General features: G+C 61.4%; 14 protein-coding genes. 9 read left to right on the forward strand and 5 right to left on the reverse strand.

The window, feature by feature from the left end:
* Window positions 1-6: 6 nt before the first annotated feature.
* Window positions 7-1,425 (forward strand): aldehyde dehydrogenase family protein, encoded by a 1,419-nt coding sequence (locus tag L0U81_RS31735; RefSeq protein ID WP_233809824.1) that lies wholly within the window; start codon window positions 7-9, stop codon window positions 1,423-1,425.
* Window positions 1,426-1,592: 167 nt separating this feature from the next.
* Here the strand turns inward: L0U81_RS31735 and L0U81_RS31740 are convergent, their stop codons facing one another.
* The 3 genes from L0U81_RS31740 to L0U81_RS31750 all read right to left on the reverse strand — a co-directional run bounded on the left by L0U81_RS31740 (window position 1,593) and on the right by L0U81_RS31750 (window position 5,036).
* A complete protein-coding gene (locus tag L0U81_RS31740) occupies window positions 1,593-2,978 on the reverse strand; it encodes a cytochrome C (RefSeq protein WP_233809826.1) in 1,386 nt (461 codons plus the stop codon).
* Window positions 2,979-3,162: 184 nt separating this feature from the next.
* Window positions 3,163-3,777, reverse strand: coding sequence for a c-type cytochrome (locus L0U81_RS31745; protein ID WP_442793474.1), 615 nt, complete (start codon window positions 3,775-3,777; stop codon window positions 3,163-3,165).
* A gap of 506 nt (window positions 3,778-4,283) precedes the next feature.
* The gene (locus tag L0U81_RS31750) at window positions 4,284-5,036 is read right to left on the reverse strand and encodes a short-chain dehydrogenase/reductase (RefSeq protein ID WP_233809828.1); all 753 of its coding nucleotides are present in this window, start codon (window positions 5,034-5,036) and stop codon (window positions 4,284-4,286) included.
* Window positions 5,037-5,125: 89 nt separating this feature from the next.
* On the opposite strand from L0U81_RS31750, the gene L0U81_RS31755 reads away from it, so the two are divergent.
* The 8 genes from L0U81_RS31755 (at window position 5,126) to L0U81_RS31790 (ending at window position 10,658) form a co-directional block, all read left to right on the forward strand.
* On the forward strand, window positions 5,126-5,326 hold the full coding sequence (locus L0U81_RS31755; RefSeq protein WP_233809830.1) for a hypothetical protein: 201 nt from the start codon (window positions 5,126-5,128) through the stop codon (window positions 5,324-5,326).
* A 109-nt stretch (window positions 5,327-5,435) separates the two neighbouring features.
* Window positions 5,436-5,750 (forward strand): hypothetical protein, encoded by a 315-nt coding sequence (locus L0U81_RS31760; RefSeq protein ID WP_326489892.1) that lies wholly within the window; start codon window positions 5,436-5,438, stop codon window positions 5,748-5,750.
* A gap of 87 nt (window positions 5,751-5,837) precedes the next feature.
* Window positions 5,838-6,131: a hypothetical protein gene (locus L0U81_RS31765; RefSeq protein WP_233809834.1), complete on the forward strand. Its 294-nt coding sequence runs from the start codon at window positions 5,838-5,840 to the stop codon at window positions 6,129-6,131.
* Window positions 6,128-7,564: a TolC family protein gene (locus L0U81_RS31770; protein ID WP_233809836.1), complete on the forward strand. Its 1,437-nt coding sequence runs from the start codon at window positions 6,128-6,130 to the stop codon at window positions 7,562-7,564. The genes L0U81_RS31765 and L0U81_RS31770 overlap by 4 nt, the downstream gene beginning before the upstream one ends.
* 2 nt (window positions 7,565-7,566) lie before the next feature.
* On the forward strand, window positions 7,567-8,862 hold the full coding sequence (locus tag L0U81_RS31775; RefSeq protein WP_233809838.1) for a copper oxidase: 1,296 nt from the start codon (window positions 7,567-7,569) through the stop codon (window positions 8,860-8,862).
* Between the two features lie 65 nt (window positions 8,863-8,927).
* Window positions 8,928-9,275 (forward strand): copper-binding protein, encoded by a 348-nt coding sequence (locus L0U81_RS31780; protein ID WP_233809840.1) that lies wholly within the window; start codon window positions 8,928-8,930, stop codon window positions 9,273-9,275.
* A gap of 67 nt (window positions 9,276-9,342) precedes the next feature.
* Entirely contained in the window at window positions 9,343-9,717 is a 375-nt protein-coding gene (gene copC, locus L0U81_RS31785) for a copper homeostasis periplasmic binding protein CopC (RefSeq protein ID WP_233809842.1), read from the forward strand.
* Window positions 9,717-10,658 (forward strand): copper resistance D family protein, encoded by a 942-nt coding sequence (locus L0U81_RS31790; protein WP_233810099.1) that lies wholly within the window; start codon window positions 9,717-9,719, stop codon window positions 10,656-10,658. The genes copC and L0U81_RS31790 overlap by 1 nt, the downstream gene beginning before the upstream one ends.
* A gap of 56 nt (window positions 10,659-10,714) precedes the next feature.
* On the opposite strand, the gene L0U81_RS31795 is transcribed toward L0U81_RS31790, so the two are convergent.
* Complete coding sequence (locus tag L0U81_RS31795; RefSeq protein WP_233809844.1) at window positions 10,715-12,094, reverse strand: MBL fold metallo-hydrolase RNA specificity domain-containing protein; 1,380 nt, start codon at window positions 12,092-12,094, stop codon at window positions 10,715-10,717.
* 11 nt (window positions 12,095-12,105) lie between these two features.
* Window positions 12,106-13,038 (reverse strand): LOG family protein, encoded by a 933-nt coding sequence (locus L0U81_RS31800; RefSeq protein WP_233809846.1) that lies wholly within the window; start codon window positions 13,036-13,038, stop codon window positions 12,106-12,108.
* Window positions 13,039-13,044 lie beyond the last annotated feature (6 nt).

The raw sequence follows: 13,044 nt of genomic DNA on the forward strand, positions 1-13,044 counted from the left end.
GTCGACATGCAGCGCATTGAACATATTTACATCGACGGCGAATTCGTGACGCCGCACGGCGAGGAGTGGTTCGATCTTTACAACCCGAGCACCGAGGAAGTCATTGGTCGGGTACGGCTCGGCGATGCACACGACGCGCAGCGCGCCATCGCAGCCGCCAAGGCCGCCCTGCCGGTCTGGTCACGCACCACGCGCGAGGAACGTCTGGCGGCACTGCGGCGTATGCATCAGGCCATCGCCGCGCGTGAGGATGATCTGATGGAAGCGATCGTCAAGGAGTACGGTGCGCCTACGGTACGCGGACGCTGGATGGCGACTTATCCGGCTGAGGTGATTGCCCAGGCCATCGAGACGCTGGAATCGTTCGAATTCGAGGAAGAGGTCGGGATCGCGCGCGTGGTCCTGGCGCCGGTGGGCGTGGCCGGCCTGATCACGCCGTGGAACAGCAATGCGGGCTTCATCTGCAACAAGCTTTCCGCCGCGCTGGCAGCCGGTTGCACTGCCGTCATCAAGCCCAGCGAGATGAGCGCCCTGCAGACGCAGATCGTGATCGAAGCGCTGCACGAGGCTGGCCTGCCCAAGGGGGTATTCAATATCGTCAATGGCCGCGGCGACGTGGTCGGTGAGGAAATCGCGCGCCATCCGGATGTCGCCAAGATCTCGTTCACGGGTTCATCCGCGGTCGGCCAGCATCTGGTGACGACCGGTGCGGCCACCATGAAGCGCGTCACGCTGGAACTCGGCGGCAAGTCGCCGACCCTGGTACTCGACGATGCCGATTTCGCCAGCATCATGCCGCTGGTGCTGAATGCCGGCTTCATGAACAGCGGTCAGGCCTGTATCGCCGGCACCCGCATTCTGGTGCCGCGCGGCCGGCTCGCCGAATTCGAGCAGGTCGCCAAAGAGGCGATCGCGCAGTTCAAGTCCGGTGATCCGCGCGATCCACAGACCGCTATCGGCCCGATGGTCAGTGCGAAGCAATGGGAACGCGTGCAGAACTATATTCGGATCGGCATCGCCGAAGGCGCGACCGTGCTCGCGGGCGGCGAAGGCCGACCAGATGGATTGCAGGCTGGCTGGTTCGTCAAGCCGACGATCTTCACGAACGCCACCAACCAGATGCGCATTGCGCGCGAGGAAATCTTCGGTCCGGTGCTCACCGTAATTGCCTACGAGGATGAAGCTGATGCGATTGCGATCGCCAACGACACGCGCTACGGTCTGAACGCGATGGTGCTGGGTCAGGATGTCGAGCGTTGCGAGCGCGTGGCGCGTCAGATCGATTCAGGCCGGGTGCTGATCAATACGCTCGCGCATGAGCCACGCGCGCCGTTCGGTGGTTTCAAGCACTCGGGGCTTGGCCGCGAAATGGGCAAATGGGGCATGAGCGCGTATCTGGAACCCAAGACCCTGCTGAGGGCATAAGCCGGGGGGCAGCCGCACCGGATAGCGGACCTTGGTACGCGAATCAGCCTGAGAGTACTGCAGGGGCAAGTCCACCTCATGCAAGGGCTGCTTGACGCTGACGCTTGTCCCGCTATCGTCAAAGCGATGTTTTTTGTGCCGCGCGGCGTGCCGGAGCGAAACCGGCATCACCAGGACGCAGCCCACAAATATAGAAACAACGTGTCGTTGGATCTTGCGTTTCGCCCGTTACCATCGTAGTTGGTGGTCGCGCCAAGGTATTTGGTGAAATGCGTGTACTGCAAGCCAACGCGAAGGTATTGCACCGGGATCCAGAAAATCTCGGGCGTCCAGCCTTGCGTGTTAGGGGAGAAATTCGCGCTGCCGGAGTAAGCGCCGCTGTCGGAACTGCCCGTCGTATTGAAGAAGGAAAGGCTTATGCCGTATTTGGACTGATAGACGTACGAGGCCTTAAGCCGCAGGCTGTTCAGATTCCCCGACGTGCTGTCGGCCAGAACGAAATTGTTCGGATCGTGGATGTTCTCGTGTACATAGAGTGCCTGTGCAGTGATCGTATGCGGATCGAGGAGGTACTCATACTGCCCATCGACACCAATATCCCGATAGCGGGTTACGCCTTGCACGAATATCGGGAAAGCGTTTGCGTCGTTGGGATAGACGTTCACGTTTAAGCCGAACGTGCCTAGCATGATGCTATGTGGACCCCAGTCGTGGGTAAGGGCGATCCGCGCGTACGGGTTGTACCCGCGCAGATAGATCTGCGGATGGGCCGGGTCACCCGCACTGTTGCCATGGCTCAGGAACGACCAGATGCCATCGGCCGTGCTGTATGCCGATACTTCCGCGTAAATCGTCTTGTCCCAGTACAGGTAGCCACCCATGCCGACGACCTGTTGGGCCAATGCCCCCTCGATGATCGGCAGGTTCTGAATGCGCGCGACCGGGCTAATCGTCGAGGAAATGTAGGGATAGCTCCATGCCGGCGCGCTATTCCAGACATCTTGCACGGTCGGATTGTTGTGCAGGGTCAGGCCGAGCACAAGGTCGCTGGCGTCCCCAATAATCCGGTCCACGAAACGGAAGTCGGTGTTGTCCGATCCCCAACGACCCTGCCACTGGCCGTCACCGTTCTGGTGATCGTAATTCGAGTACGTGAACTGGGCGAATCCGCCGATATGGTCGGTGATTTTCCCTGCAAGGAAAATGCTGGCCGAATCGAATATCGGGAGGCCATCTTTGGGATTGATGGGCATCCCGCTGGAGTCCAGGTTGTTCCTTGTCTTGCTCAGATCGACAGTGGCCATAGCGGCCAGCGGAATGGTGCGTTCGCCGAGGGTATAGCCACTTAACTTGAACATGCGCCCGTAGGGTGTCAGTTCAGGAAATTGCCCGCCGGCGTGACACGCCACGCAACTTTGCCCCGTCTGTCGTGCGAATATAGGCAATGCATGGGCTGCAGAGGCCTGGAACAGGCAAAGCGCCGCCAGGACAGCAATCCAGGTGCTGCGAAGCAGACGGCAGGATGTTCGGTCGCCGGCAAGAGCGAACGTCATGATCGTTTCTCCCTCTGCGGTGTCGCAACGCGTCGCACTCTTGCTTAACGGCGCCGGTAGCGAAGGCGAGTCATTTAGCCATCAGTAAATCTCGCTCTGTCTGGACAGCGGCACATTGATCGAGATCAACTGGCGTACGGAATAGCTTTTTCAGAGTGCGCCGCCCAGCCATGTGGGGAAAATCTCATCTGGATTGCAGATACACGGCCACGGCCTTGGCCTGCTCGTCATTCAAGGTATGCGCCACTGCGCTCATCACGGGCGCGTTGCCACGCGTGCCGTTTTTGAAAACCTCGATCTGATGCAATAGATACTCCTTGTGCTGTCCGGCCAGCCGCGGGAATGCGCCGGCGCCCTGGGCCTCCGCGCCGTGACATGTTGCGCAAGCTGGCACACCCTTATCCGGCACGCCGTGTTCGAAGATTTCCTGCCCCTTGGCCGTCAAGGCGGCATCGCCAGTCGCGCCTCGCGTTGCTGGCTGGTGCGAGAAATAGTCGGCCAGCGACTTGACGGCGGCGGCGTCCAGCAGTGCGGCCATGCCCCACATGTAATCGCGGGCGGTGTTTTCGCCGCGCGCGTGCTCGCGGAATCCCTTCAACTGGGCTTCGATGTATTCGGGGGTCTGCGCATTGAGCTTCGGAAACATCGGCGACTCGCTACGCCCGCCTACACCGTGGCAACCGGAACAAATCTGCATGGCAATGCGGGCGCCATCCTCGCTTTGTGCGAGGGCTGGCGTCAAGGTGAGGCCCGCGGCAGCAAGCAACACAATCACCGGCATTCCAGGACCGAGGATCATTTTTTGTCAGCGTCGTCTTCAAGTCGAACGGATGGAAGATGTCAACCCGCGCAGGCAGGATAGAATATTTTTAAACCCGACGCAGAGGGAAAGTTGAGGGCGGACGTGTTGTGCCGCACATGCGACCGGTGCGGGTACGGTGCAACAAGCAGCGGCGCCTGAGTGGCGAAACACGGGTGCCTCGATCACGATCGGGCCGGTCCGTGAAGCGCTTTGGCATGGCACTTCCCGCGAAACAGGCTCAGTTTCTTCGTTTTCGCGGCGCAGCAACAAGTGCCCGCCTGTCTCATGTGTGCTCAACGGACGGCCGTGAACGTCGGCTGAGTCGCCCCAGTGGGTCCGGGCACTAGCAGAGCGCTTCCGCGGAAGCAGTCATTTGCGGAGGTGCCATGCAGTACCCCGCGATTGATCACAACGGTCGAGCATCAGGCGTCTAGTGAGTTGGAGCAAATGGCCGTAGTTCCTTTGGAACCGGCCGGTGGAACTGCACCCGGTCGAAGAGCAGTTCAGGGTCGTACAGAACCTTCTGTGCCGCTCAGGTAGGACGCCTGGTCGGAGACCAGGAACAGCGCCAGGTTGGCGATCTCCTTGGGCTCGAGCAGCCGTCCGAAGGGCATATCGGTGAGCAGCTCGCGCCAGCGCTCCGGGTCACCGAGCTTGCGCTCGGCTTCACTGCGCTTGAGGCGCTCGATGCGCTCAGTCTTTGTTCCCCCTGGATTGATGCCGACGACCCGGACACCCTTGTCCGTGCTACGCGCACCCAACGCGTCGGTGAAAGCGATGAGCGCGGCGTTGCCGGTCGAGCCGCAGATGTAGTTGTAGTCATGCCCCAGACCCGCCATGCCGATGACGTTCAGGATGACCCCCGAGCCGCGCCCATACATGCCGGGCAGCAGCGCGCGGGCGAGGCGGATGTAGCCGAACACCTTGAGATTCCAGGCATTGAGCCAGGTCTCGTCGTCGATCTTCTCGATATCGCCGCCCGCAATGGCGCCGGCGTTGTTCACCAGGATGTCGGGATTGCCGCAGCCCTGCACCAGTTGAGCAATGCCCTCGCGCGTCGACAGATCCACCGGGTGCAGAGTGACCCGCGAAGCCGCGGGGCCGAGTGTCTGCACCAGATCCGCCAGTGCAGCACCATTGCGTGCCGCGAAGTGCACATGGGCACCCGCGTCGAGGAGCTTCAGCGCGATCGCCTTGCCGATGCCATTGGAGGCGCCGGTCACCAGCGCGGACTTGCCATTCAGAATGTCGGTCATGGGTTCTTCAGTGCCTGGCGGGCCAGCAGCTTCCAGGCGCCGTGGTCGTTGATGAAAACATAGAGGATCTTGAAGGAGATCGGGTCTTCATGCATGGAGAGCAGCCTTCGGCCAGGGACGAATACACCAGCTACTGGATCGGCGGGGCTCAGCGCGAGGGCGCCGGAAGCCTGACGGCGCCGTTTGCCGGTGTGCACGGCTGGTACTGGCTCAACCGGGGCAACGCACCGGTCACTGTGAAGGTCAGTGTCACGGGCTTTCAGGAAAAGCTCTTTCAGCCGGGCCACTAATCGTAAGCGGTAAATGCTAGACTTCGCACCCATGTCCTACTGGCGCAAACTCTTTCTTGTCGTGCTGCTGGCACTGAGCCTTCCGGTTCAGTCGTTTGCGGTCGCCTCGATGGTTTGTGCCGCCTCGGAAGCGGTCGATGTGGAAGCGACCGTCCACCAGCACCATCAATCCGGACCGGCAAACGAACATGATGTTGTGGCCGACGATGGTGACCACCAGGGCCACCACCATCACGGCGGCCACCATGATCACGCGTGCGTGACCTGCGCGTCCTGCTGTGTTGGTGCAGTGCCACCGGTTGTGCCTGCATTTTTCGCTGCAGCCGACCCAGCTCAATTCCCTGTCCCCTTGCCCCCGGCTGCCAGTGTCGTGTCGTTCCTGACCGGCGGCATTGAACGGCCTCCCCGGTCGATTCTCGTCTAATCCTCGCACGCGTAGCCATTCGCTACGACCAGCAGGTTTTTCTGGAGTCCGTCACGGACTCCGGATGATTCACGACGAGAACATTTCATGCGAACAATTTCTGCGGCGCTCATCAGCGCAGTCGCGGCGTTGCCGTTGCTCGCGCATGCCGCGACGACAGCGCCCGACCCGACGGACGCGGGGGCGTCCGTGCCGGTCGCCCCGGTGTCATCCGCGCTCGACGGCTACCGGTCCTACCGGGATGGGCAAGCCCCGAGCTGGCAACAGCTGAACCGCGCCGTTACCCCGAGCCGTGCAATGACGGGGATGAGGCACGCCCAGCAACCAGGCGAGACCTCCGACGGGAACCGCGGTCACGAACACGGAGGCGAGACGCGATGATGCGATACCTCGCGCAACACCGCGTGACGGGCATAACCGTTGCGATGGTGTTGCTGGCCGGCTGCACGACCTTCTCGAAGGACGGCGGATTCAACGCCGTATCGACGGCCGCGTCTGAGCGCCTCGGCAAAGATGCCGTCTATGTGAAAACCGACGCGGACCGCGACGCGGCCTTCAAGCGTACGCAGGAACTGCTGTCGAAGCCGCTCGGCATGGACGACGCCGTCCAGGTCGCCTTGCTCAACAACCGAGGGCTCCAGGCATCGTACGGTGAACTCGGCATTTCCGAAGCCGACCTCGTCCAGGCGGGCCGTCTGCCCAATCCGGGCTTCACCTTCAGCCGGACACACTGGAGCGATGGCTTCGGCATCAGCCGGACGTTTTCGATGGGCGTACTGGGTGTGCTGACGCTGCCCGTCGCGACGCGCATCGAGAGCCAACGGTTTGAACAGACGAAGCTCGAGACCGCCGATGCGATGCTTGCGGTGGCCGCCGACGCCCGCAAGGCGTACGTGAATGCGGTGGCTGCGCAGCAGGCGGCGTCGTATGCGGCGCAGGTCAAGGACTCAGCCGAGGCCGGTGCGGAACTCGCGTTGCGAATGCGCCAGGCGGGCAATTTCAGCCAGCTCGACTATGCGCGCGAGCAGGCTTTTTACGCGGAGTCGGTCGCGCAGTTGGCAAGGGTCCGGCAGCAATCGGTCATGGCCCGGGAAAAGCTCACGCGCACGATGGGCCTATGGGGTTCAGCAACCCAGTACGAGCTGCCGGAGCGTCTGCCTGACCTGCCAAAAGACAGGCCGCAACTCAACGACCTCGAAAGCTTCGCGATGCAGAACCGCCTCGACATACAGGCGGCGAAGTTGAGAACACAAAGCGTTGCGACCTCTCTGGGGCTCACCAAGGCAACCCGCTTCATCAATGCGCTCGACGTCGGCTATCTCGACAACTTCGAGACCGACAAGGGCCATGAGCACGGCTACGAAATCAGTGTCGAGATTCCCCTTTTCAACTGGGGAAGCGCAAAAGTCGCACGCGCCGAAGCCATCTATATGCAGTCGGTGAACCGGCTCGCGCAGACGGCAATCGACGCCCGCTCCGAAGTACGTGAGTCGTACTCCGCCTACGTGACGAGCTACGACGTCGCCAAGCACTATCGGGATGAGGTCGTGCCGATACGCAAGACCATCTCCGATGAAATGCTGCTGCGCTACAACGGCATGCTGGCAAGCGTGTTCGAGCTGCTTGCCGATTCGCGCGACCAGGTCGCTGCCGTCAACGGCTACATCGATGCGCTGAAAGACTACTGGCTTGCGCAGACGGACCTGCAACAGTCGCTTGGCGGCCGGCTTCCGCCGCTTGCGACGGCGCAGGATTCGCCGCTGCCGGCTCCCGCGACGCAACCGGCGTCGCCGACGAATTCAGAAGGTCAATGAACATGGTTTCACGTCGAAATTTTCTCGGCGGTTCGGGCGCCGCACTCCTTGGCGCTGCGTTGGTCAGCAAGGCTGGCGCGGCTGCACTTCCCGAAGCGCCAACGATGGATAAGACCGCCACCCAGTCGCCGCTGGTGCCGCCCAATGGTCGACCCTATGCGCCCGTGGCGACACTCAACGGCTGGACGTTGCCGTGGCGCATGAAGAACGGCTGGAAGGAGTTCCATCTGATTGCCGAGCCTGTGGTCCGTGAAATGGCGCCCGGCATGAAGGCGAACCTGTGGGGCTACAACGGCCAGGCACCTGGCCCGACCATCGAAGCCGTCGAAGGCGACAAGGTCCGCATCTTCGTGACCAACAGGTTGCCCGAACACACCACGGTTCACTGGCACGGGATGCTCGTGCCGTCCGGCATGGACGGCGTGGGCGGGCTGACGCAACCGCACATCCCGCCGGGCAAGACGTTCGTCTATGAGTTCCAGCTCGAGAAGCACGGCACGTTCATGTATCACCCGCATGCCGACGAGATGGTGCAGATGGCGATGGGGATGATGGGCACGTTCATCGTGCACCCGAAGGACCGTACCGTCATGCCGGTGGACCGCGACTTCGTGTTCCTGATGTCCGCGTATGACATCGACCCGGGCAGCTTCACGCCGCGCGTCAACGAAATGACGGACTTCAACATGTGGACATGGAACGCCCGGGTCTTTCCGGGCATCGACCCGCTGCCCGTACGAGCCGGAGACCGCGTACGCATCCGCTTCGGCAATCTGACGATGACCAATCACCCGATTCATCTGCATGGGTACAGCTTCGAGGTCACAGGGACCGACGGCGGATGGATTCCTCCCTCCGCACGCTGGCCGGAAGTGACCGCCGATGTCGCAGTCGGTCAGATGCGGGCCATCGAGTTCACGGCCGACCGTCCCGGTGACTGGGCTTTTCACTGCCACAAGTCGCACCACACGATGAATGCGATGGGGCATCAGGTGCCGAATCTGATTGGCGTGCCGCAAAAAGACCTCGCGAAGCGCATCAACAAGCTCGTGCCGGACTACATGGCAATGGGCAGCGCAGGTGGTTCGATGAGCGAGATGGAAATGCCGCTACCTGACAACACACTCCCAATGATGACGGGGACCGGGCCGTTCGGCGCGCTGGAAATGGGCGGCATGTTCAGCGTCGTGAAGGTGCGTGAGGGGCTCGGCCGCAACGATTACCGCGACCCGGGCTGGTTCAGACATCCGAAGGGGACCGTTGCGTACGAATACACCGGCGAACTGCCCGATAGCTGATTCCTTTTGGAGCCGGTGCGTTCGCCCGGCCAGATATGTGTGACTTTAACTGTGGAGAAAGCCTCATGAAGAACGTAGTGATTTCGATTGTGATGGGTTGTGCTGTGGCCGTTTCGGCGACCGCCTATGCGGCCGGCGATACCGGCAACACGAATACGGCAGGTGGCGCGCAACAGGGCGCAGACGCGAAGAACAGCATGTCACATGGCGAGGTGAAGAAAGTGGATGTCGCCGCCGGAAAGCTGACCATCAAGCACGGTCCGCTCGAAAACCTCGGCATGGAAGCGATGACGATGGTGTTCAAGGTCAAGGACCCGGCCATGCTGTCCCAGGTGAAGGTCGGCGACAAGATTGACTTCGTCGCAGAAGAAGTCAATGGCGTATTGACGGTGGCGAAACTACAGAAGCAGTGAGTGTGCAATGGGGCGCCAGCGATACAGCACGCGAAGCGCCCCGCTTTAAACCACGGAGACGACAGTCATGAACACCAAGATGCGCAAATTTCTTGTTCGTGCGGTGGCAACCACCACTTTCGTACTTTCCCCGGCGCTCGCGTTTGCCCACGGCAAACTGGAAAGCGCGACGCCGGCGGTCGGCAGCACGGTCAATACCTCGCCGGAATCACTCCGCCTGACGTTCAATGAAGAACTCGAATCGTCGTTCAGCACGATCAAGGTGGCGGATGCATCCGGTGCACCCGCGACCAAAGAAAAAGCCAAAGTCGACTCCACGAACCCGCGCGTGTTGACGGTTGTGGTTCCGAAGCTTGCTTCCGGTTCATACACCGTGCAATGGGCCGTCATGACACGTGATGCTCACAAGACAAAGGGCACCTACACATTTGCGGTGAAGTGATAAACGACGGTTTCCTCGGCATTTCGCGGCTGGCATTTGTGGCGCTTCAGAACATCAGTTTTGCCGTTCTGGTGGGCACATTGCTGAGCGACACATGGCTGTCTCGCAGCACGTCACGATGGCAGGCGAGAGTCAGCTGGCACCTGCTTCTCACCTTGCGTACTGGTGCGTTCACCACGCTTGTCTCCAGTGCAATCGCCTTCTGGATTCATTGCGCGCTGATGAGCGAATCAACGCTCGGGGAGGCCGGTCCCGCCGTCCGCTCGATGCTGGTGGAAACCGGTTTTGGCCATGCATGGCTGGCCGGTGCGGCTTTCATGCTGATCGTGGTGATTCTGTCGCTGGTGCAGTCTGGACCTTCGATACGCCTCAAGCCGGTCATCTGGCTCGCGCTCGCGGGCGTCGCACTGTCACGCAGCCATGCAGGTCACCCCGTCGATGCGGGCGTACTTAGCCTTCCGGTGTGGGTAGATTGGGTGCACCTGCTCGCTATCAGCGTATGGGTCGGAATCGTCTTCGTGGCGAGCTTTATCGTTTTGCCACGCATGTTCAGTGCACCAGTCCCAGCGCGTGCGAACAGTGCGGCGTTTGTTCAGTCGCTCTCTGACGCCGCCACATTCGCGCTGGTCATCCTCTTCGTCACCGGCACCTATAGCGGCTGGCGCGGAGTGAATACGCCAGAGAGCATGGTGACGTCCACATACGGGCAAGTGCTGCTGCTCAAATTGACGCTCGTACTCATTGCCGCCGCGCTTGGCGGACATAACCGGATCTTCGAGATGCCCCGATTGCTTGCCTTCTTAAGACAAGCACCGTCGGAACCCACCGCCCGGCCATTGAAACGGTTTGCCGCTGTTCTACAGGTCGAGTCAGCTGTGCTCGCTGGTGTACTTGTCGCGGCTGCGGTGCTTGCGTCCAGTCCGCTGCCCGGGACCACGTAAGGGCGGCGGTTTCGGGCATCGGCGATAGCGTAAGGGAGGTGTGGGTTGGACAGGGATCAGACAAGGAACTCGTCGCCTCGGCGAGGCATGTGCACTTCGGTGTCTTCAAGCGACGACGCAAACTGCTGCATCACATCTTCGTCGCCGTGTACGAGCACTGTCCGGGCCGGCTTGAGCGCACGATGCCAGGCAAGCAGCTCATCACGATCGGCGTGCGCCGAAAAGCCGTTGATCGTGTGAAGCCGGGCACGCACGGGCACACTCTCGCCGAACAATGTCACCTGCTTCGCGCCGTCAATCAGCACGCGTGCAAGCGTGCCGCGCGCTGCGTAGCCGACGAAAATGACGCTCGAATCGTGACGCGCAAGGTTATGGAGCAGGTGGTGGCGGACACGCCCGCCCGTGCACATGCCCGACCCGGCCATGATGACCGCGCCGCCATCGAGCATATTGAGCGCGATCGAATCCGCGGTGTCGCGCGTGAAGTGCAGGCCCGGCAATGAGAACGGGTCTTTGCCGTCCTCGAACAGCGCACGTTCTTTCGGCGAGAAACATTCCGGATGTCGGCGGAACACTTCGGTTGCGGAGACCGCCATGGGGGAATCCAGGTACACCGGCATCGAGTGCGGTAGCCGCCCGGACTCGATGCCTTCGCGCAGGTAGTAGAGGATTTCCTGCGCACGCTCCAGAGCGAAGGTCGGTATCACAACATTGCCACCACGAGCGAACGTATCGTTAATCGCCGCATACAGCTCTCCGACCGACAGGGCAAGCTCCTTGTGCACACGGTCGCCATAGGTAGTCTCCATCACCACGACGTTCGCTGGCGGAGGTATTTGCGGATCACGAAGGATAGCGCGGCCGCTTGTGCCGAGATCGCCAGAGAAGATCACCGAGCGATTCGGTTCTTGCGTGCATTCAATACGGATACTCGCCGATCCGAGAATGTGGCCGGCGTCGTAGAAGGTTGCGTGCAGTGTCGGCGTCAGCATAACCGGTTCGCCGTAGACGGCAGTGCGTCCGAAATGCCCGAGCGCGTTGAATGCATCGGCCGTGTCGTAGAGCGGCCTGCGCGCGGTATCGCCGCCACGATGCGCGTGGCGTGCGTGGTGTTCCGCTTCCTCTTCGTGCAGGTGCGCTGCGTCGAGCATCACGAGCCGCGCCAGTTCCCGGGTGGCCGCCGTCGTGATGATCTCACCGGTAAACCCGTGTTTGACCAGCAGCGGGATGCGCCCACAATGGTCCAGGTGCGCATGAGTGAGTAGCAGAAAGTCGATCGAGCCTGGATCGAAGCCGAAACTGTCCGCATTTGCATCGTCGAGATCGCTGCTTCCCTGATACATGCCGCAGTCGATCAGGATGCGTTTGTCTTTGGCTTCGACGAGGTGGCACGAACCGGTCACTTCGCGATCCGCGCCATGGAATGAAATCTTCATGCGTTGTCCTCTTAGGGTTCATGGGGGTCGAGCAACGGACTGCCATTCTGGCGATGCCACGCGAGAATATCCGTCCACGCTTGCCCGGCTGACTCCGCGTACCAGAACAGTTCGCGGTCTTTCTCGTCGATGCTGCCGACCTCTGTGAGGTAATCGGCGTCGAAAATCCTGCGCCAATAGGCTTCGCCAATGAGCACGACAGGAATCCGCGCGGCTTTGTGCGTCTGTATCAGCGTCAGCGCACAGAACAGCTCATCCAGCGTGCCAAAGCCGCCCGGCAAGGCAACAAGTGCCGCGGCCCGCTTGATAAAGTGCAGCTTGCGCATTGCGAAGTAGTGAAATTGCATGCACAGGCCCGGAGTCAGATAGGGATTCGGATGCTGCTCTCGCGGGAGCGTGATGTTCAGGCCAATGCTCGTTGCACCGACGTCGAACGCGCCGCGATTCGCCGCTTCCATGCCGCCTGGGCCGCCCCCCGTGAGGACAGCGAGCCGTGGATTACCACAGAGGCCGACGAGGCGCCCAAGCTCACGCCCAACGTCGTAGTAGCGCGACAGTGCGACGCGATGCTCAGCGACGCGTAACGCGCGGCGAAGGACCGCGTTGCCCCGATGCGCGGCTGCATCGCACTGCGCCTGCGCAAGCTCGCGTCGCGCAGCGGCAGGCTCGCGCAGACGCGTGCTGCCGAAGATGACAATTGTCTTGTCGATCCCATGCGCACGCAGCACATGTTCCGCCTTCATGTAGTCCAGCTGCAGACGCACACCGCGCGCTTCGTCTTCCTGAAGGAAGTCCGCATCGCGGTCTGCTTCTGAATACGATGGGCTTTGCATGATCGCGCGCAGGCGTTCGTTGATCCACCCTTCTTCTTCGCCGGGCTTCGCCCCAGGATGCGCCATCTGGCCAGGAGAGGCCGGGACCAGGCGATCGTCATTTGAGTTCAAGAGTTA

The sequence above is a fragment of the Paraburkholderia sp. HP33-1 genome (genome assembly GCF_021390595.1).
In the GTDB taxonomy this organism is placed as follows: domain Bacteria; phylum Pseudomonadota; class Gammaproteobacteria; order Burkholderiales; family Burkholderiaceae; genus Paraburkholderia.